Raw genomic sequence first — 20,988 nt, 5'->3', positions numbered from 1 at the left:
AGCCTCTACTTCAGCGTCAACAAGTGCAAGCACACCAGCCTCTGAGTCAACAAGTGCATCTGCATCAATAGACACAGTATCTTCTGAAACACCATCAGAATCGACAGCTAAGTCAAGACAGCAATTGCCAAATACAGGTACAGAAGTTTCCAAAACATCTGCGCTTCTAGGAGCTTTGGCAGCTGTGACTGGTTTAGGTTTATTTGCGAAACGCCGTAAACGTGATGAGGAAGATATGTAAACAATCTGCTTATCTCATATTTGATCGGCGATAGATGTGTCTATCGAGTTTGGACAAAAAAGTCTGTAAAATCATAAAAACGCATATTATCAGGTGTTCAAAAACTTGATAGTATGCGTTTTATTGTGGGAATATTTCCTTTCTTTTCGGATGGAATTGAGTTTCCCAGCCTTGTGTTTGTATAGTCAGTTAAAAAATTGAGTACGAAAAACCACTTCATAAAAGTATTGATAGATTAGTGGGCTTTTCTTGCACTGTTTTGATCTTTTATTTCCTTCGATCGATTATATATTAGAGAGGATTAGTAGAAGAAGGGTGAGTTATTAGAATGATTATGTGCCATTTTATACCAAGCAATAATCAGACAGCAAGATAAGAGTACAGTTGTAGATAGTTAGAAACGTCTATCTGATCTTGTGTAGATAAGATTGATGTCGTCAGTAACAAATTGACGAAAAACCAATATAGATATAGTGTGATTTTTCTATAAGGATGGAAAAAAGAAGGGAAATTTGATAAGATAGGAATATGGATTTTGAAAAAATTGAACAAGCTTATACCTATTTACTAGAGAATGTCCAAGTCATCCAAAGTGATTTGGCGACCAACTTTTATGACGCCCTGGTGGAGCAAAACAGCATCTATCTGGATGGTGAGACGGAGCTAAAACAGGTCAAAGAGAACAATCAAGCCCTTAAACGCTTAGCGCTTCGCAAAGAAGAATGGCTCAAGACCTACCAGTTTCTCTTGATGAAGGCTGGGCAGACAGAGCCCCTACAGGCCAATCACCAGTTTACACCAGATGCCATTGCTTTACTTTTGGTGTTTATTGTGGAAGAGTTGTTTAAAGAGGAGGAGATTACGATCCTCGAAATGGGTTCTGGGATGGGAATTCTGGGTGCTACTTTCTTGACCTCGCTTGATAAAAAGATGGATTATTTGGGAATGGAAGTGGATGATTTGTTGATTGATTTGGCAGCTAGCATGGCAGATGTAATTGGTTTGCAGGCTGGCTTTGTCCAAGGAGATGCCGTTCGTCCACAAATGCTCAAAGAAAGCGATGTGGTCATCAGCGACTTGCCTGTCGGCTATTATCCTGATGATGCCGTTGCGTCGCGCCATCAAGTTGCTTCTAGTCAAGAACATACCTACGCCCATCACTTGCTCATGGAACAAGGGCTTAAGTACCTCAAGTCAGACGGATATGCTATTTTTCTAGCTCCGAGTGATTTGTTGACCAGTCCTCAAAGTGATTTGTTGAAAGGGTGGTTGAAAGAGGAGGCAAGTCTGACTGCCATGATCAGTCTGCCTGAAAATCTCTTTGCTAATGCTAAACAATCCAAGACTATTTTTATCTTGCAGAAGAAAAGTGAACTAGCAGTAGAGCCTTTTGTTTATCCACTTGCTAGCTTGCAAGATGCAAGTGTTTTAATGAAATTTAAAGAAAATTTTCAAAAATGGACTCAAGGTACTGAAATATAAAATAGATTTTGTTATAATAGATGAAAACGCTTAAAAAAGGGGTATCATGTTATGACAAAAACAATTGCAATCAATGCGGGAAGTTCAAGTTTGAAATGGCAATTATACTTAATGCCAGAAGAAAAAGTATTGGCGAAAGGTTTGATTGAACGTATCGGTTTGAAAGATTCAATTTCAACTGTAAAATTTGATGGTCGTTCTGAACAACAAATTTTGGATATTGAAAATCACACACAAGCTGTTAAAATCTTATTGGATGACTTGATTCGTTTCGATATTATCAAGGCTTATGACGAGATTACTGGTGTTGGACACCGTGTTGTGGCTGGTGGAGAATATTTCAAAGAATCAACAGTCGTTGAGGGAGATGTTTTAGAAAAAGTTGAAGAGTTGAGCTTGTTGGCTCCTCTCCACAATCCAGCCAATGCAGCAGGTGTTCGTGCCTTCAAGGAATTGTTGCCAGACATTACCAGTGTAGTTGTTTTTGATACTTCATTCCACACAAGTATGCCAGAGAAAGCTTATCGCTACCCTCTACCAACAAAATATTACACAGAAAACAAGGTTCGTAAATATGGTGCCCACGGTACAAGTCACCAGTTTGTAGCAGGAGAAGCAGCAAAACTCTTGGGCCGTCCATTAGAGGACTTGAAATTGATTACTTGCCACATCGGTAATGGTGCTTCTATTACAGCTGTTAAGGGTGGTCAATCTGTCGATACTTCAATGGGCTTCACTCCACTTGGTGGTGTGATGATGGGAACTCGTACAGGGGATATTGACCCAGCTATCATTCCTTACTTAATGCAATATACAGAGGACTTTAACACGCCTGAAGACATTAGTCGCATCCTTAATCGTGAATCAGGGCTTATGGGGGTTTCAGGTAAATCTAGTGATATGCGTGATGTGATTGCTGCTATGGAAGAAGGGGACCACGATGCCACTTTAGCTTATGAAATGTATGTTGACCGTATCCAAAAACATATCGGCCAATACCTTGCAGTCTTAAATGGAGCAGATGCTATTATCTTTACAGCAGGTATCGGTGAAAATGCTGCAAACGTACGTGAAGATGTTATTTCAGGTATCTCTTGGTTTGGCTGTGATGTTGATCCAGAAAAGAACGTCTTCGGTGTGACAGGAGATATCTCAACAGAGGCAGCGAAGATCCGTGTATTGGTTATTCCAACAGATGAAGAGCTAGTTATTGCCCGTGACGTTGAACGCTTGAAAAAATAAGTAAAATTAGAAAAAATATTCCGTACAAGGAGTTGGGAAAGAGATTTTTCCAGCTTCTTTTTATGGTGAAATTGTGCAAAACCTTGCTATGATTGGCTTTTTTGAAAAATATGGTATAATAGTAGTAATTTAATAGATGGAGTTGAGTTTTGAAGAAAAACTTTCGTGTAAAAAGAGAGAAAGATTTTAAGGCGATTTTCAAGGAGGGGACAAGTTTTGCCAATCGCAAATTTGTTGTCTACCAATTAGAAAATCAGAAAAACCATTTTCGAGTAGGTCTATCAGTTAGCAAAAAACTTGGGAATGCCGTCACTAGAAATCAAATCAAGCGACGAATTCGGCATATTATCCAGAATGCAAAAGGGAGTCTGGTAGAAGATGTCGACTTTGTTGTCATTGCTCGAAAAGGAGTCGAAACCTTGGGATACGCAGAGATGGAGAAAAATCTACTCCACGTATTAAAATTATCAAAGATTTACCAGGAAGGAAATGGGAGTGAAAAAGAAACTACAGTTGACTAGTTTGCTAGGACTGTCCCTATTGATCATGACAGCCTGTGCAACAAATGGGACAACTAGCGATATTACAGCCGATTCGGCTGATTTTTGGAGTAAATTTGTTTACTTCTTTGCGGAAATCATTCGCTTTTTATCGTTTGATATCAGTATCGGAGTGGGGATTATCCTCTTTACGGTCTTGATTCGTACAGTTCTCTTGCCAGTCTTCCAAGTGCAAATGGTAGCTTCTAGAAAAATGCAAGAAGCTCAACCACGCATTAAGGCGCTTCGAGAACAATATCCAGGTCGAGATATGGAAAGTAGAACCAAGCTAGAGCAAGAAATGCGTAAAGTCTTTAAAGAAATGGGTGTCAGACATTCAGATTCTCTTTGGCCGATTTTGATTCAGATGCCGGTTATCTTGGCCTTGTTCCAAGCTCTATCAAGAGTTGACTTTTTAAAGACAGGTCATTTCTTATGGATTAACCTTGGTGGTGTGGATACAACCTTTGTTCTTCCGATTTTAGCAGCTGTATTTACCTTTTTAAGTACTTGGTTGTCCAACAAAGCTTTGTCTGAGCGTAATGGCGCTACGACTGCGATGATGTATGGGATTCCGGTCTTGATTTTTATCTTTGCAGTTTATGCGCCAGGTGGAGTCGCCCTCTACTGGACAGTGTCCAATGCTTATCAAGTCTTGCAAACCTATTTCTTGAATAATCCATTCAAGATTATTGCAGAGCGCGAGGCAGTAGTTCAGGCACAGAAAGATTTGGAAAATAGAAAAAGAAAAGCCAAGAAAAAGGCTCAGAAAACGAAATAATAAGGAGGAATCTGGTAATGGTAGTATTTACAGGTTCAACTGTTGAAGAAGCAATCCAGAAAGGATTGAAAGAATTAGATATTCCAAGAATGAAGGCTCATATCAAAGTCATTTCTCGTGAGAAAAAAGGGTTTCTTGGCTTATTTGGTAAAAAACCAGCTCAAGTGGATATCGATGCTATTAGTGAAACGACAGTTGTAAAAGCAAACCAACAAGCTGTAAAGGGAGTTCCAAAACAAATCAATGATTTGAATGAGCCTGTTAAAACAGTCAGTGAAGCAACGGTTGATTTGGGTCATGTTGTAGAAGCAATTAAAAAGATTGAAGAGGAAGGTCAAGGTATTTCTGATGAAGTCAAGGCTGAAATCTTAAAACATGAAAGACATGCCAGCACTATCTTGGAAGAAACTGGTCACATTGAGATCTTAAATGAATTACAACTTGAAGAAACTGCTCTCGAAGAAGTAGAAACACCTATTATTGAAAGCCAAACTGAGCAAACTGAAAGTCAAGAACTAGAAGACTTGGGCTTGAAAGTTGAACCGAGCTTTGATATTGAACAAGTAGCTACGGAAGTCACGACTTATGTTCAAACGATTATTGATGACATGGATGTTGAAGCTACACTTTCAAATGACTATAACCGTCGTAGCATCAATTTGCAAATTGATACTAACGAACCGGGTCGTATTATCGGCTACCATGGTAAAGTCTTGAAGGCCTTGCAACTGTTGGCTCAAAATTATCTTTACAACCGCTATTCAAGAACCTTCTACATTACAATCAATGTCAATGATTATGTTGAACACCGTGCAGAAGTCTTGCAGACCTATGCGCAAAAATTGGCGACTCGTGTTTTAGAAGAAGGACGTAGTCATCAGACAGATCCAATGTCGAATAGCGAACGCAAGATTATTCATCGTATTATTTCACGTATGGATGGCGTGACCAGTTACTCTGAAGGTGATGAGCCCAATCGCTATGTCGTTGTAGATACAGAATAAGTAAAATCAGGGTTCTCCTGATTTTTTGCTAGCTAGAGGAGATTAAACTAATGTTGAATAAGATAAGAGATTATTTAGACTTTGCTGGTTTGCAGTACCGTAATCCTGATAAAGCGGGAGCAGAGCGAGAGAAGATGCTGGCATTCCGCCACAAAGGTCAAGAGGCCAGAAAGGCTTTTACAGAACTGGCCAATGCCTTTCAAGTAAGTCATCCAGAATGGCAACTTCAACAGACTAGCCAGTGGATGAACCAAGCGCAGCGCTTGCGACCACACTTCTGGGTTTATCTACAACGTGAGGGGAAAGTGACAGAACCTATGCTAGCCTTACGTTTGTACGGGAATCCTTCTGATTTTGGTATTTCCTTAGAAATCAGTTTCATCGAGCGCAAGAAAGATGAGCAAACTCTAGGTAAGCAGGTCAAAGTTTTAGAAATTCCAACCGTTGAAGGGATTTATTATCTAGTCTACTCTGATGATCAAAGTCAACGGTGGGATGCGAACGAAGAAAATCGTCAAATTTTAAGAAATAAACTATCCAATCAGGAAGTCCGAAAAGTGTTAGTTAAGGCAGATGTTTCTTTTATTGAAAATCAATCATTAGAAGTGATTTTAGAAAAATTAGAAAATGCTTATGAACGCTTACTTCCCTATTATCAGGCGACTAGAGGATAGCAAATAGAATACTTATTTACGTCGAATTGTTTAATTGCTATTCTATGTATTTTTTCATATAATAGTAAAATAGAATGTGTGATACAATAATCACCTCAAATAGAAAGGAAATTCTATGTCAAATCTATCTGTTAATGCAATTCGTTTTCTAGGTATTGACGCCATTAATAAAGCCAACTCAGGTCACCCAGGTGTAGTTATGGGAGCGGCTCCGATGGCTTACAGCCTCTTTACAAAACAACTTCGTATCAATCCAGCTCAACCAAACTGGATTAACCGTGACCGCTTTATTCTTTCAGCAGGCCATGGTTCAATGCTCCTTTATGCCCTTCTTCACCTTTCTGGTTTTGAAGATGTCAGTATGGATGAGATCAAGAGCTTCCGTCAGTGGGGTTCAAAAACACCAGGTCACCCAGAATTTGGCCATACAGCAGGGATTGATGCAACGACAGGTCCTCTAGGTCAAGGGATTTCAACTGCCACTGGTTTTGCCCAAGCAGAACGTTTCTTGGCAGCCAAATATAACCGAGAAGGCTACAATATCTTTGACCACTATACTTACGTTATCTGTGGAGACGGAGACTTGATGGAAGGTGTCTCAAGTGAGGCGGCTTCTTACGCAGGCTTGCAAAAACTGGATAAGTTGGTTGTTCTTTATGATTCAAATGACATCAACTTGGATGGTGAGACAAAAGATTCCTTTACAGAAAGTGTTCGTGACCGTTACAATGCCTACGGTTGGCACACTGCCTTGGTTGAAGATGGAACAGACTTGGAAGCTATCCATGCTGCTATCGAAACAGCAAAAGCTTCAGGCAAACCATCTTTGATTGAAGTGAAGACTGTTATTGGATACGGTTCTCCAAACAAACAAGGAACTAATGCTGTACACGGTGCTCCTCTTGGAGCAGATGAAACTGCAGCTACTCGTCAAGCTCTCGGTTGGGACTATGAACCATTTGAAATTCCAGAACAAGTTTATGCTGATTTCAAAGAACATGTTGCAGACCGTGGTGCATCAGCTTATCAAACTTGGATAAAATTAGTTGCTGACTATAAAGAAGCTCACCCAGAATTGGCTGCAGAAGTAGAAGCCATCATCGATGGACGCGATCCAGTTGAAGTGACTCCAGCAGACTTCCCAGCATTAGAAAATGGCTTCTCTCAAGCAACTCGTAATTCAAGCCAAGATGCCTTGAATGTTGTGGCAGCTAAGTTACCAACTTTCTTGGGTGGATCAGCTGACCTAGCTCACTCAAACATGACTTATATCAAGACTGACGGACTTCAAGACGATGCTAATCGCTTGAACCGTAACATTCAGTTTGGTGTTCGTGAATTTGCAATGGGAACGATCTTGAACGGGATGGCTCTTCACGGTGGACTTCGTGTATACGGTGGAACTTTCTTCGTCTTCTCTGACTATGTGAAGGCAGCTGTTCGCTTGTCAGCCTTACAAGGACTTCCTGTGACTTATGTCTTTACCCACGATTCTATTGCGGTAGGGGAAGATGGCCCAACACACGAACCAGTTGAGCACTTAGCAGGTCTTCGTGCTATGCCAAATCTAAATGTTTTCCGTCCAGCAGATGCGCGTGAAACGCAAGCAGCTTGGTACCTTGCAGTGACAAGTAAGAAAACACCAACTGCCCTTGTCTTGACCCGTCAAAACTTGACTGTTGAAGAAGGGACGGACTTTGATAAGGTTGCTAAAGGTGCCTATGTTGTTTATGAAAATGCGGCAGACTTTGATACTATCTTGATTGCGACAGGTTCAGAGGTTAATCTTGCTGTCTCAGCTGCCAAAGAATTGGCTAGTCAGGGTGCAAAAGTCCGCGTAGTCAGCATGCCATCTACAGATGTCTTTGATAAACAAGATGCAGCATACAAGGAAGAAATTCTTCCAAATGCAGTTCGCCGTCGTGTTGCAGTCGAAATGGGTGCAACTCAAAACTGGTACAAATATGTTGGTCTAGATGGTGCTGTTCTTGGTATTGATACCTTCGGAGCCTCTGCACCAGCACCAAAAGTATTGGCAGAATATGGCTTTACAGTTGAAAATCTTGTAAAAGTCGTTCAAAACTTGAAATAATCCTAAAAATCAGGGCGCAAGCTCTGGTTTTTCTTACTAGAAAAGCAAGGTACAATCTTGTAAAAGTAGCTGAAATTTGATATAGTAGTCCTATGTAAAAGACAAAGGAGAATATAATGGAATCACAATATACATTTTTAATCATTCTTGTGGCTATGGTGGGCTTGATGTTCTTTACGCAACGCTCTCAAAAGAAACAAGCACAAAAACGTATGGAAAGCTTAAATAAACTACAAAAAGGCTATGAAGTTATTACAATCGGGGGCCTTTATGGAACAGTCGATGAAGTAGATACTGAGAAGAGAACGATTGTTCTTGATGTAGATGGAGTTTACTTGACTTTTGAACTAGCTGCTATCAAGACAGTATTACCACTTAAAGAAACAGCTTCACTCGAAGGCGCAATTGAAAAATAAGACGGGATTACGAACTCCCGTTTTTCTATAAAAGAAAGGAAATGGGATGAAAAAATTAGTCTTTGTCTGTCTGGGGAATATTTGCCGCAGCCCTATGGCCGAGTTTGTGATGAAATCAATGACAGATAATTATGAAATCCAAAGTCGAGCGACTTCCTCTTGGGAACATGGCAATCCGATTCATAAGGGAACTCAAGGGATTTTTCAAGAGTATGATATTCCTTATGACAAAGCCAAAACATCGCTTCAGATTAGTAAGGAAGATTTTGAAGCCTTTGATTATATTATCGGAATGGATGCTTCAAATGTTTCTGACTTACGTCAGATGTGTCCAGCAAACTGTCAAGATAAGATTTACTCATTCGCATCTGAAAGTGTTCCAGATCCTTGGTATACAGGAGATTTTGAGGAAACCTATCAGCGTGTTCAAGAGGGGTGTCAAGCTTGGTTAGAACGTTTAGAAAAGGTGAGTGAAGATGGAAAATCTTAAGAATTTTTACGACAAATATAGTGTCTATCTGACTCGTTCACGTTTAGAGCTTTTGGCAGTAGTTGCCATTGTTTTCTGTGCTGTACTCGTCTTTTTTCTAAATATTCCCGGAAAAGGTGTTCTAAAGCTTGATAATGGAACGATTGTTTACGACGGCAGTCTTGTACGTGGTAAAATGAATGGCCAAGGTACCATTACCTTCCAAAATGGAGACCAATATACAGGTGGTTTCAACAATGGAGCCTTCAATGGAAAAGGTACCTTTCAATCCAAAGAAGGCTGGACCTACGAAGGTGATTTTGTAAATGGTCAGGCTGAAGGAAAAGGGAAACTAACAACAGAACAAGAAGTCGTTTATGAAGGGACTTTTAAACAAGGCGTTTTTCAACAAAAATAAAGCCTCCTTATCAAAGGAGGTATTATTAGAATGTTTAAGTAAGCGCTTACCTGCAAATCCCTTTCTTTCCAAGTCACTCTTCCAAGCAAGTTTGTGAAATAAAAAATATTTGAAATTAATTTCACAAACTCTAAAGAGAAAACTTGATAAGTAAAGAAAATGAGAAAAATTTCACAAGTGTTTAAAAATTCTTTGTGAAATGTTTATGAAACTGTTTACAAAGTTGAAATAATGCGTTATAATAAACTTGTGAAAAAATTAACAAAGGATATCAATCCTTGAAAGCTATGGAGGAAAATATGGCTGATAAAAAAACTGTGACACCAGAAGAAAAGAAACTCGCTGCTGAAAAGCATGTCGATGGCTTGGTGCAAAAAGCTTTAGTTGCTCTTGAGGAAATGCGTAAACTCGACCAAGAACAGGTTGATTACATCGTAGCTAAAGCGTCAGTGGCAGCTTTGGATGCCCACGGAGAATTGGCTATACATGCCTATGAAGAAACAGGACGCGGTGTATTTGAAGATAAAGCAACTAAGAACTTGTTTGCTTGTGAACACGTGGTAAACAACATGCGTCACACTAAAACAGTTGGCGTTATCGAAGAAGACGATGTAACAGGTTTGACTCTTATCGCTGAACCGGTCGGTGTTGTTTGTGGTATCACTCCAACAACAAACCCAACATCAACAGCAATCTTCAAATCATTGATTTCATTGAAGACACGTAACCCAATCGTCTTTGCCTTCCATCCATCAGCACAAGAATCATCTGCTCATGCAGCTCGTATCGTCCGTGATGCAGCTATCGCAGCTGGTGCTCCTGAAAACTGCGTACAGTGGATCACTGAACCATCTATGGAAGCAACTAGTGCCCTTATGAACCACGAAGGCGTTGCGACAATTCTTGCAACTGGTGGGAATGCCATGGTTAAAGCGGCTTACTCATGTGGTAAACCAGCTCTTGGGGTAGGTGCCGGAAACGTTCCAGCTTATGTTGAAAAATCAGCAAACATCCGTCAAGCAGCACACGATATCGTCATGTCTAAATCATTTGATAACGGTATGGTCTGTGCATCTGAACAAGCAGTTATCATTGATAAAGAAATTTACGATGAATTTGTAGCAGAGTTCAAATCTTACCACACTTACTTTGTAAATAAAAAAGAAAAAGCTCTTCTTGAAGAATTCTGCTTCGGCGTGAAAGCAAATAGTAAAAACTGTGCTGGTGCAAAATTGAACGCTGATATCGTTGGTAAACCAGCAACTTGGATTGCAGAGCAAGCAGGATTTACAGTTCCAGAAGGAACAAACATTCTTGCTGCTGAATGTAAAGAAGTTGGTGAAAATGAGCCATTGACTCGTGAAAAATTGTCACCAGTTATCGCAGTTTTGAAATCTGAAAGCCGTGAAGATGGTATTACTAAGGCTCGTCAAATGGTTGAATTTAACGGTCTTGGACACTCAGCAGCTATCCACACAGCTGACGAAGAATTGACTAAAGAATTTGGTAAAGCTGTTAAAGCTATTCGTGTTATCTGTAACTCACCTTCTACTTTCGGTGGTATCGGGGACGTTTACAATGCCTTCTTGCCATCATTGACACTTGGATGTGGTTCTTACGGACGCAACTCAGTTGGGGATAACGTTAGTGCCATTAACCTCTTGAATATCAAAAAAGTCGGAAGACGGAGAAATAACATGCAATGGATGAAACTTCCTTCAAAAACATACTTTGAACGTGATTCAATTCAATACCTTCAAAAATGTCGTGACGTTGAACGTGTCATGATCGTTACTGACCATGCCATGGTAGAGCTTGGTTTCCTTGATCGTATCATCGAACAACTTGATCTTCGTCGCAATAAGGTTGTTTACCAAATATTTGCTGATGTAGAACCAGATCCAGATATCACAACTGTAAACCGTGGTACTGAGATTATGCGTGCCTTCAAACCAGATACAATCATCGCTCTCGGTGGTGGATCTCCAATGGATGCTGCTAAAGTAATGTGGCTCTTCTACGAACAACCAGAAGTGGACTTCCGTGACCTTGTTCAAAAATTCATGGATATCCGTAAACGTGCCTTCAAATTCCCATTGCTTGGTAAGAAGACTAAATTCATCGCGATTCCAACTACATCTGGTACAGGATCTGAAGTAACACCATTTGCCGTTATCTCTGATAAAGCAAATAACCGTAAATACCCAATCGCTGACTACTCATTGACACCAACTGTGGCAATCGTAGACCCTGCTTTGGTATTGACAGTTCCTGGATTTGTTGCTGCGGACACTGGTATGGACGTATTGACCCACGCGACTGAAGCTTACGTATCACAAATGGCTAGCGACTACACTGACGGTCTTGCACTTCAAGCCATCAAGCTTGTATTTGAAAACCTTGAAAGCTCAGTTAAGAATGCAGACTTCCACTCACGTGAGAAAATGCATAACGCTTCAACAATCGCTGGTATGGCCTTTGCTAATGCCTTCCTAGGTATTTCTCACTCAATGGCCCATAAGATTGGTGCGCAATTCCACACAATCCACGGTCGTACAAATGCAATCTTGCTTCCATACGTCATCCGCTACAACGGTACACGTCCAGCTAAGACAGCAACATGGCCTAAGTACAACTACTACCGTGCAGATGAAAAATACCAAGATATCGCACGCATGCTTGGACTTCCAGCTTCTACTCCAGAAGAAGGTGTGGAATCTTACGCAAAAGCTGTCTACGAACTTGGTGAGCGCGTAGGTATCCAAATGAACTTCAAAGCACAAGGAATTGATGAAAAAGAATGGAAAGAACATTCTCGTGAATTGGCCTTCCTTGCTTATGAAGATCAATGTTCGCCTGCAAACCCACGCCTTCCAATGGTTGACCATATGCAAGAAATCATCGAAGATTCTTACTATGGTTATAAAGAAAGACCAGGACGCCGTAAATAATTGTTATCAGCCTAGAGGCAGGAATTTCCTGTCTCTTTTTTGTAATTCTTTTTGGGAAATGGTATAATAATCGCATATGTTTATTTGAAAATCAAAGCTTTGATAATCATGCGAGGGAGAAATGTAAGAGATGAATGAGCTAGGGGAAAAGGTAAGGATTCTTAGAGAGGAGAAAGGACTTAGTCGTCCAGTTTTTTGCGGGGATGAGTCTGAACTATCAGTGCGTCAGCTGGTGCGGATAGAAAAAGGAGAGTTTCGCCCGACGATAAAAACCCTAGAATATATTGCGGATAGATTAGAAATTCCTTCCTACGTCTTGATGCCAGACTATAAGGAATTACCCAAGCGTTACCAAGAATTAAAGTACTTTCTTTTACATCATCCTGACTATGGAGACAAGGAGTTGCAGGAACAAAAGGAAGAATATTTCGATGAGATTTTTGAGTGTTTTTATGATGATTTGCCACGTGATGAGAAAGTGCTAGTGGATTGTCTTCAAGCCATAGATGAAGTGAGAGCGACTAGTAATTCCTTATACGGAAGTGGTGTGATTGAGGACGGTCTTCAAGACTTACTATCCAGAGATGTATATAAAGCCGAGGACTTGTTGAAACTGAGACTGTATTTCAACTGTCAGTTAATGGATGGTTTAAATATGGGTGAGATAAAAGAATCTGAGCATGAAACCATTCTTTGTTTTCATGACAAACTAAGTTCTCAGGTTGATAAGATAGAGTTCGATTGTTTGGACTTGCTTAGAGATTCCTTGTTAGCTTCTTTAGCTTGTATAGAAATTATGGGGCTGTTTCGTTATTTTAAGAGAGCAGTTGAGACCTTAAATAAAATAGGACAGAAAACACGAGATTTTCAAAAGCAACCGATTGTCTTGATGGTAGAATGGAAGTATTATATTCAGACTGATTATGATACAGCAAAACAAAAGTATGAAGAAGCAAAAATGATGGCGAGGATGTTTGGCAATGAGAAGTTAATCGTTAGTTTAGATAATGAATGGGCCGAGGATCTAGAAAGATATCGTTAAAGAGTTTATAGGAGTGACATTTCTGTCATTGGAGAAATGTCGCTTTTTTATTATAATGAATTTTACTTGATAGACATCCAGAAGCAAACTAGGCAATAGAGAGAAAATTCTAAGTAGTAGGCCTATAGGGTCAATCAACTTGAAGGATTTTCTATAAGTGTGATGTATGATGATAACAGTTTTAAACAAGGGGGAAAGAATGTCCATTTTATCCATTAAAAATATTTCAAAGTTTTACGCCTTGGATGGTAAACATCAAGAGCAGGCTTTAAAGAATATAAATCTGCAGATTGCAAAAGGTAAAATTACAGCAATTTACGGTCCATCAGGCTGTGGCAAAACCAGTCTACTAAATATCATCAGCGGTTTAGATAGACAATATGAAGGAGATTTAGAGTTTAAAGGAGAATCCCTCCGTGACTTATCAGATATTGAACTAACTCAATTTCGTAAAGATAAGATTGGATTTGTGTTTCAAAACTTTAACCTCATTCCTCATCAGTCTGTCTTGGACAATGTCAAGCTACCTCTCTATGTCAAAGATTTATCTGACAGGGAGATGACAATGATTGCAAAGGAGCAATTAAGTAACTTGGGCATGGAGCCTTTTATGGCTAAAAATGTTAAACAGCTTTCTGGTGGGCAAAAGCAACGCGTAGCAATCGCGCGTGCCTTGGTAAATCAGCCTGATATGATTGTAGCAGATGAGCCAACGGGTTCGCTGGATTCTCAATCCCAAGAAATGGTATTGGAAGTATTTAAAAATTTAGCCCAAACAGGGAAAACAGTATTGATCGTAACCCATAATCCAGAAGTTGCTGAATATGCAGATGTGATTATCAAAATGAAGGATGGTGAAGTCGTTGAAGAAGTCAAAAAATAAAGGATTATCATTGAAAAATAAATTCAAACTTTCTTTAAATAACTTTCTGGAAAGAAAGTGGCGTAACCTATTGATTGCGCTAGCAACCTCAATCGGTTTTGTAGGAGTCTTAATTTCTTTCGGCTTGGGAAATGCCTTGATTTCGATGATTGATGAAAATACGAATGGAGGTCAAATCCCTTCTCAAGTTCAGATTGCTTTAAATACAGAAAATGCTGGACGAGGCTTTTTGAATCAAGATGATAAGAACTATATCACGGATACAGTTGGGAAAGAAGCTATTAAATATTTGGAGAGTCCTTTTGGGATGATCATGTCAAATATTACTATAGATGGGCAAGAAATGGATCTGAGTCAAACGATGCCTTCTTATGCTCAAGTAGTGAGTCTCTATGAGGATACAGGTATTTCTGTTAGTAGTAATGAGGCGGACAAAGTATTAGCTGGCTCCCTCTATACTGATGCGAATGAACAGGGCTTGACGATTCCAATCAGTTTACTAAAAAATTGGAATGAACAGACAGGAAACAATCTGACAGCTAGTGATGTTATTGGCAAATCAGTCTCAGCAAGTATTGTAGAAAATGCTGCCGAAGCTAGTAAGACTGCTCAATTTCAAACGAAGATTGTACGTGTAATCAATGATGAAGATGACATGGAGGACAGCAACAGTTTTATGCCTTCTAATCAAATGGAAGCAATCTTGAAAGAAGCTGGATTTACAAAAGCTGTATCTTATTTTATCTTGGAACTCAAAGATCCATCACAAACAAAAGCGATAACAGAAGAATTGCAGAAAAACAAGAAGTATACTGTTCTTTCTCAACAGAAGGTTCTTGATATTGTGATTACTTTTATTCGTGTCATTCAGGGATTATTGATTGTACTTTCATCACAAGCTATTGTGGTAGCAGCGGTCATGATTGGTATCATCATTTACATCAATATCATGCAACGTTCTAAGGAAATAGGTGTCATGAAGGCAGTTGGTTATCAAAATCATGATGTCAAAGGGATTTTTATTTACGAGGCTATCTGGATTGTAGGGATCGCCTTGTTACTGGCCTTTTTGGTTGCACAAGGGGTGGGAAGTTTGGCGAATGCGGTTGTAAATCACTTTTACCCATCCATCACGAAGGTTTTTGAATTAAATCCTCTATCTATTTTAGGAACTCTAGCTTTCGCTCTCTTGCTTGGTTATGTATCAGCTTACTTCCCAGCACGTAAAATTAGTAAAATGGATCCTGTAGAATCGCTACGATATGAATAGTAAGGGATTCCTTGATTTACAGTTTAAAAAAGAAACTAACATAGAAAAACAATGCCCGTACTTGCAATTAAACTTAAATAGTTATATAATAGGTTTGTTGAAAGGTGATTTGTAGTGATTCAAGTTACTCTTTTCACAATAAAAATTTCATGATTTTCATAAGGAGGAAATCACTAATGGTAGTTAAAGTTGGTATTAACGGTTTTGGACGTATCGGTCGTCTTGCTTTCCGTCGTATCCAAAACGTAGAAGGTGTTGAAGTTACTCGTATCAACGACCTTACAGATCCAGTTATGCTTGCACACTTGTTGAAATACGACACAACTCAAGGTCGTTTCGACGGTACTGTTGAAGTTAGAGAAGGTGGATTTGAAGTTAACGGTAAATTCATCAAAGTTTCTGCTGAACGTGATCCAGAACAAATCGACTGGGCTAACGACGGTGTAGAAATCGTTCTTGAAGCTACTGGTTTCTTTGCTAAGAAAGCAGCTGCTGAAAAACACTTGCACGCTGGTGGAGCTAAAAAAGTTGTTATCACTGCTCCTGGTGGAAACGACGTTAAAACAGTTGTATTCAACACTAACCACGACGTTCTTGACGGTACTGAAACAGTTATCTCAGGTGCTTCATGTACTACAAACTGCTTGGCTCCTATGGCTAAAGCTCTTCAAGATAACTTTGGTGTTGTAGAAGGATTGATGACTACTATCCACGCTTACACTGGTGACCAAATGATCCTTGACGGACCACACCGTGGTGGTGACCTTCGCCGTGCTCGCGCTGGTGCTGCAAACATCGTTCCTAACTCAACTGGTGCTGCAAAAGCTATCGGTCTTGTAATCCCAGAATTGAACGGTAAACTTGACGGATCTGCACAACGCGTTCCAACTCCAACTGGATCAGTTACTGAATTGGTAGCAGTTCTTGAAAAGAACGTTACTGTTGATGAAGTGAACGCAGCTATGAAAGCAGCTTCAAACGAATCATACGGTTACACAGAAGATCCAATCGTATCTTCAGATATCGTAGGTATGTCTTACGGTTCATTGTTTGACGCAACTCAAACTAAAGTTCTTGACGTTGACGGTAAACAATTGGTTAAAGTTGTATCATGGTACGACAACGAAATGTCATACACTGCACAACTTGTTCGTACTCTTGAATACTTCGCAAAAATCGCTAAATAATTCATGAGTCGATAAAAAGCAAGGCCTCTGGTCTTGCTTTTTAAATATTAAAAAATGGATGACACAATCATCCATTCTTTTTTAATTCTTTTTCAAAAGTATCTGATAGGGTAGTGAAGCTTAATTTCTCTAGAGTAAGCGGATGGGTAAAGGACAGTCTAAAGGCGTGGAGCATAAGCCGACTTGTTTTTGATTTACTATTATAGAGAGGGTCACCTAAAATAGGGAAGTTATGATGCGAAAGGTGCACACGAATCTGATGGGTTCGCCCGGTCTTTAGTTTGCAACGAACCAAGGAAGTTTTGTCTGGGAATTGCTTTAATCTGCTTACATGCGTTTCGGCATGTTGGCCATTTTTTGTATCAACTATTCGCTTTCTGCGGTCATGGCGATCACGTCCGATTTTGTCTTTGAAAACAAGTTCTTTGCTGTTGATATGTCCGTCGATCTGTGCCCAATATTCCCTAGAAATCTCTTTTTTCTCTAGTAAGCGATTGAGAATAGGTAGGATAAAAGGATTTTTGGCAAAGAGAACCAAACCACTGGTTTCCATGTCTAGACGATGAACTACATAGCAGGTTTGGCCAACATAGGCACTGACATGGTTAAGAAGGGCGATTTCGCTTGGCTGATTACCATGCGTTTTCATCCCCTCTGGTTTGTTCACAATAATTAAGTGTTGGTCTTGATAAACTTCCTGAATGAGGTTTGGGTTGCCCCAAGGAATTTCTTTTTCGGGATAATCTTCCTCGTCAAAAGTCAATTGGCAAACATCTCCAGGACTTACCATCTCGTTCCAATGAACTTCTCGCCGATTAATCAAAATATGTTTCTTGATTCTCAAAAAATGCCGGATTTTTCTAGGGATGAGGAGTTGTTCCTCAAGTAATTGCTTTACCGTCATTTGAGGTAGAGAGTCTGGTAATGTAAATGTGAATTTCATACAGATATTGTAACAAAAAAAGCCCTATTTGGATAGGAAATAGCTAAATTCTTGTCTTCCTATGACGAAGATGATAAAATAAACGCATGAAATTAGATAAATTATTCGAGAAATTTCTTTCTCTTTTTAAAAAAGAAACAAGTGAACTAGAGGACTCTGATTCTACTAGCTTACGTCGCTCTCGTAGTGATCGAAAAAAATTAGCCCAAGTGGGTCCAATTAGAAAATTCTGGCGTCGCTATCATCTAACAAAGATTGTCCTTATACTAGGTTTGAGTGCAGGCTTGCTAGTTGGAACCTATTTGTTTGCTGTAGCTAAGTCAACCAATGTTAACGATTTGCAAAACGCCTTGAAAACTCGGACTATCATTTTTGACCGTGAAGAAAAGGAGGCTGGTGCCTTGTCTGGTCAAAAAGGAACTTATGTTGAATTGACTGATATCAGTAAAAATTTGCAGAATGCCGTTATTGCGACAGAAGACCGCTCTTTCTATAAAAATGATGGGATTAACTATGGTCGTTTCTTCTTGGCGATTGTCACTGCTGGTCGTTCAGGTGGTGGTTCTACTATTACCCAACAGCTAGCTAAAAATGCCTATCTGTCGCAGGATCAAACTGTTGAGAGAAAAGCGAAAGAATTTTTCCTTGCTTTAGAATTAACAAAAAAATATAGTAAGGATCAAATTCTAACCATGTACCTTAACAACGCTTATTTTGGAAATGGTGTGTGGGGTGTAGAAGATGCCAGTAAGAAATACTTTGGAGTTTCTGCATCAGAAGTGAGTCTGGATCAAGCTGCGACTCTGGCAGGGATGCTCAAAGGACCGGAACTGTATAATCCTTTGAATTCTGTAGAAGATTCGACTAATCGTCGTGATACTGTCTTGCAAAATATGCTTGCAGCGGGTTACATTGATAAAAACCAAGAAACCGAAGCTGCAGAAGTTGATATGACTTCGCAATTGCACGATAAGTATGAAGGAAAAATCTCAGATTACCGCTATCCTTCTTACTTTGATGCGGTGGTTAATGAAGCTGTGTCTAAGTATAATTTAACAGAGGAAGAAATCGTAAATAATGGCTACCGCATTTACACAGAGCTGGACCAAAATTACCAAGCAAATATGCAGGTTGTTTATGAAAACACATCGCTATTTCCGAGGGCAGAGGATGGAACATTTGCTCAATCAGGAAGTGTAGCTCTCGAACCGAAAACAGGTGGAGTTCGTGGAGTTGTCGGTCAAGTTGCTGATAATGATAAAACTGGATTCCGGAATTTCAACTATGCAACTCAATCAAAACGTAGTCCTGGTTCTGCAATTAAGCCTTTAGTTGTTTATACGCCAGCAGTTGAAGCAGGCTGGGCTTTGAATAAGCTCTTGGATAACCATACCATGCAGTACGACAGCTATAAGCTTGATAACTATGCAGGAATCAAAACGAGTCGAGAAGTTCCTATGTATCAAGCCTTGGCAGAGTCGCTTAATCTGCCTGCTGTTGCCACTGTTAATGATTTGGGCGTTGATAAGGCTTTTGAGGCGGGCGAAAAATTCGGACTCAACATGGAAAAAGTTGATCGTGTTCTTGGTGTCGCATTGGGAAGCGGTGTTGAAACCAATCCTCTGCAAATGGCTCAAGCATATGCTGCCTTTGCAAATGAAGGTTTAATGCCTGAAGCTCATTTTATTAGTAGAATTGAAAATGCTAGTGGTCAGGTTATTGCGAGCCATAAACATTCACAAAAACGAGTGATTGATAAGTCTGTAGCTGATAAGATGACCAGTATGATGTTGGGGACATTCACCAACGGTACCGGTATTAGTTCATCGCCTGCAGACTATGTCATGGCAGGGAAAACTGGAACAACTGAAGCAGTTTTCAATCCGGATTACACAAGTGACCAGTGGGTAATTGGTTATACTCCGGATGTAGTGATTAGCCACTGGCTTGGCTTTCCGACCACTGATGAAAATCACTATCTAGCAGGTTCGACTTCAAACGGTGCAGCACATGTCTTTAGAAACATTGCAAATACCATTTTACCTTATACGCCAGGAAGCACTTTTACGGTTGAAAATGCTTATAAGCAAAATGGAATTGGACCAGCCAATACAAGAAATCAAGTACAGAGTAATGAAGAAAATCAGGCAGATAATAGCCTTTCTGATATTAGAAGTCGTGCACAAAATCTGGTAGATGAGGCTAGCCGTGCTATCTCGGATTCGAAGATTAAGGAAAAGGCTCAAACGATATGGGATTCGGTAGTCAATCTATTTCGTTAAGATGCTTGTCAAAGCCTAGCTTTCTTGTTATAATAGATAAGATGGAGGCGTTATGGCACTTAAAAAAGCAAGCCTAGCTTGTGCGGTTTGTGGTTCGAGAAACTATTCAATCAAGATAAGCGGAAACCCCAAGCCAACACGACTAGAAGTAAATAAATTTTGTAAACATTGTGGTAAGTATACTACACACAGAGAAACGAGATAGGAGAGAGCGATGCGTTTTATTGGAGATATATTTAGACTTCTTAAAGACACAACATGGCCAACTCGCAAGGAAAGCTGGAGAGATTTTCGTTCTATCATGGAATACACTGCTTTCTTTGTTGTGATTATTTATATTTTTGACAAGTTGATTGTTTCAGGTTTGATTCGATTTATTAACATTTTTTAGAAGATTTGTGGAGTTATTTACGCTAAAAATCTTCTATTATGAAAGGAAGTATCATGGATAGTTTTGATAAAGGATGGTTTGTCTTACAAACCTATTCTGGTTATGAAAATAAGGTAAAAGAAAATCTATTACAACGTGCACAAACCTACAATATGTTGGATAATATTCTACGTGTTGAAATTCCAACACAAACAGTGCAAGTTGAAAAAAATGGAAAGAGAAAAGAAGTAGAAGAAAATCGCTTTCCAGGTTATGTTCTTGTAGAAATGGTCATGACAGATGAAGCTTGGTTTGTTGTTCGAAATACACCAAATGTTACAGGATTCGTCGGATCTCACGGAAATAGATCAAAACCAACTCCATTATTGGAACAAGAAATTCGTGATATCTTGGTTTCTATGGGACAAACTGTACAAGAGTTTGATATCGATGTTGAAGTTGGTCAAACTGTACGTATTATTGATGGAGCTTTTGCAGATTATACCGGTAAGATTACGGAGATTGATAACAATAAAGTGAAGATGATTATCTCTATGTTTGGTAATGACACAGTTGCAGAAGTAAACCTAAACCAAATCGCAGAATTATAACCCAAAGAGAGGCCCGTCCTCTCTTTTTTTTGCAGTTGAGGAGCTAAAGGGTGCAGAATGGATGAAATGTGCCAAAAGTGTTTCTGAATCT

Annotated in this window: 21 protein-coding genes; 20 read left to right on the top strand and 1 reads right to left on the bottom strand. The window is 39.6% G+C overall.

What is annotated here, in order from left to right; translation table 11 throughout:
* The 16 genes from HMPREF1048_RS05330 to gap form a co-directional block, all read left to right on the top strand.
* Positions 1-241: LPXTG cell wall anchor domain-containing protein (locus HMPREF1048_RS05330; protein WP_000851935.1), on the top strand; the 241-nt coding region annotated here is incomplete at its 5' end.
* Positions 242-769: 528 nt separating this feature from the next.
* Entirely contained in the window at positions 770-1,723 is a 954-nt protein-coding gene (locus tag HMPREF1048_RS05325; protein ID WP_000345114.1) for a class I SAM-dependent methyltransferase, read from the top strand.
* A 51-nt stretch (positions 1,724-1,774) separates the two neighbouring features.
* Positions 1,775-2,965: an acetate kinase gene (locus HMPREF1048_RS05320; RefSeq protein WP_000167762.1), complete on the top strand. Its 1,191-nt coding sequence runs from the start codon at positions 1,775-1,777 to the stop codon at positions 2,963-2,965.
* 149 nt (positions 2,966-3,114) lie between these two features.
* Positions 3,115-3,486, top strand: coding sequence for a ribonuclease P protein component (rnpA, locus tag HMPREF1048_RS05315; RefSeq protein WP_000739245.1), 372 nt, complete (start codon positions 3,115-3,117; stop codon positions 3,484-3,486).
* Positions 3,461-4,285: a membrane protein insertase YidC gene (locus HMPREF1048_RS05310; protein WP_004248551.1), complete on the top strand. Its 825-nt coding sequence runs from the start codon at positions 3,461-3,463 to the stop codon at positions 4,283-4,285. The genes rnpA and HMPREF1048_RS05310 overlap by 26 nt, the downstream gene beginning before the upstream one ends.
* Before the next feature lie 17 nt (positions 4,286-4,302).
* Entirely contained in the window at positions 4,303-5,289 is a 987-nt protein-coding gene (jag, locus tag HMPREF1048_RS05305; protein WP_000260006.1) for an RNA-binding cell elongation regulator Jag/EloR, read from the top strand.
* 50 nt (positions 5,290-5,339) lie between these two features.
* A complete protein-coding gene (locus tag HMPREF1048_RS05300; protein WP_000932643.1) occupies positions 5,340-5,963 on the top strand; it encodes a hypothetical protein in 624 nt (207 codons plus the stop codon).
* A gap of 115 nt (positions 5,964-6,078) precedes the next feature.
* Entirely contained in the window at positions 6,079-8,055 is a 1,977-nt protein-coding gene (tkt, locus tag HMPREF1048_RS05295) for a transketolase (RefSeq protein ID WP_000067887.1), read from the top strand.
* 116 nt (positions 8,056-8,171) lie between these two features.
* Positions 8,172-8,471 carry a preprotein translocase subunit YajC gene (gene yajC, locus HMPREF1048_RS05290; RefSeq protein ID WP_000445811.1) on the top strand — a complete coding sequence of 100 codons (300 nt, stop codon included), beginning with the start codon at positions 8,172-8,174 and terminating at the stop codon, positions 8,469-8,471.
* 46 nt (positions 8,472-8,517) lie between these two features.
* Positions 8,518-8,961, top strand: a complete 444-nt coding sequence (locus tag HMPREF1048_RS05285; protein WP_000737436.1) for a low molecular weight protein-tyrosine-phosphatase — start codon at positions 8,518-8,520, stop codon at positions 8,959-8,961.
* Positions 8,948-9,358: an MORN repeat-containing protein gene (locus HMPREF1048_RS05280; RefSeq protein WP_000429313.1), complete on the top strand. Its 411-nt coding sequence runs from the start codon at positions 8,948-8,950 to the stop codon at positions 9,356-9,358. The genes HMPREF1048_RS05285 and HMPREF1048_RS05280 overlap by 14 nt, the downstream gene beginning before the upstream one ends.
* 299 nt (positions 9,359-9,657) lie before the next feature.
* A complete protein-coding gene (gene adhE, locus HMPREF1048_RS05275) occupies positions 9,658-12,309 on the top strand; it encodes a bifunctional acetaldehyde-CoA/alcohol dehydrogenase (RefSeq protein WP_000763950.1) in 2,652 nt (883 codons plus the stop codon).
* A 130-nt stretch (positions 12,310-12,439) separates the two neighbouring features.
* Positions 12,440-13,351, top strand: a complete 912-nt coding sequence (locus HMPREF1048_RS05270; protein ID WP_001003894.1) for a helix-turn-helix domain-containing protein — start codon at positions 12,440-12,442, stop codon at positions 13,349-13,351.
* A gap of 199 nt (positions 13,352-13,550) precedes the next feature.
* Positions 13,551-14,234, top strand: a complete 684-nt coding sequence (locus tag HMPREF1048_RS05265) for an ABC transporter ATP-binding protein (protein WP_004248544.1) — start codon at positions 13,551-13,553, stop codon at positions 14,232-14,234.
* Positions 14,203-15,504: an ABC transporter permease gene (locus tag HMPREF1048_RS0102175; RefSeq protein WP_004248547.1), complete on the top strand. Its 1,302-nt coding sequence runs from the start codon at positions 14,203-14,205 to the stop codon at positions 15,502-15,504. Before HMPREF1048_RS05265 ends, HMPREF1048_RS0102175 begins: the two co-directional genes overlap by 32 nt.
* A 176-nt stretch (positions 15,505-15,680) precedes the next feature.
* Positions 15,681-16,691: a type I glyceraldehyde-3-phosphate dehydrogenase gene (gap, locus tag HMPREF1048_RS05260; protein ID WP_000260687.1), complete on the top strand. Its 1,011-nt coding sequence runs from the start codon at positions 15,681-15,683 to the stop codon at positions 16,689-16,691.
* Positions 16,692-16,758: 67 nt separating this feature from the next.
* Here gap and HMPREF1048_RS05255 read toward each other — a convergent pair whose 3' ends face one another.
* On the bottom strand, positions 16,759-17,634 hold the full coding sequence (locus HMPREF1048_RS05255; protein WP_080568525.1) for an RluA family pseudouridine synthase: 876 nt from the start codon (positions 17,632-17,634) through the stop codon (positions 16,759-16,761).
* 86 nt (positions 17,635-17,720) lie between these two features.
* Between HMPREF1048_RS05255 and pbp2a the strand changes: the two genes are divergently transcribed.
* The 4 genes from pbp2a to nusG are packed head-to-tail and all read left to right on the top strand — an operon-like array spanning position 17,721 to position 20,897.
* Positions 17,721-19,916 (top strand): penicillin-binding protein PBP2A, encoded by a 2,196-nt coding sequence (gene pbp2a / locus HMPREF1048_RS05250; RefSeq protein WP_000762634.1) that lies wholly within the window; start codon positions 17,721-17,723, stop codon positions 19,914-19,916.
* Positions 19,917-19,968: 52 nt separating this feature from the next.
* On the top strand, positions 19,969-20,121 hold the full coding sequence (gene rpmG / locus HMPREF1048_RS05245) for a 50S ribosomal protein L33 (protein WP_001809375.1): 153 nt from the start codon (positions 19,969-19,971) through the stop codon (positions 20,119-20,121).
* A gap of 9 nt (positions 20,122-20,130) precedes the next feature.
* Positions 20,131-20,307, top strand: a complete 177-nt coding sequence (gene secE / locus HMPREF1048_RS05240; RefSeq protein WP_001210990.1) for a preprotein translocase subunit SecE — start codon at positions 20,131-20,133, stop codon at positions 20,305-20,307.
* Between the two features lie 53 nt (positions 20,308-20,360).
* Positions 20,361-20,897, top strand: a complete 537-nt coding sequence (gene nusG / locus HMPREF1048_RS05235) for a transcription termination/antitermination protein NusG (RefSeq protein WP_000376740.1) — start codon at positions 20,361-20,363, stop codon at positions 20,895-20,897.
* Positions 20,898-20,988 lie beyond the last annotated feature (91 nt).

This window comes from Streptococcus mitis SK575 (assembly GCF_000257865.1).
Lineage (GTDB): Bacteria > Bacillota > Bacilli > Lactobacillales > Streptococcaceae > Streptococcus > Streptococcus mitis_CQ.
The sequence above is the reverse complement of the archived record's forward strand: the minus strand, read 5'-3'. Positions and strand labels throughout refer to the sequence as shown.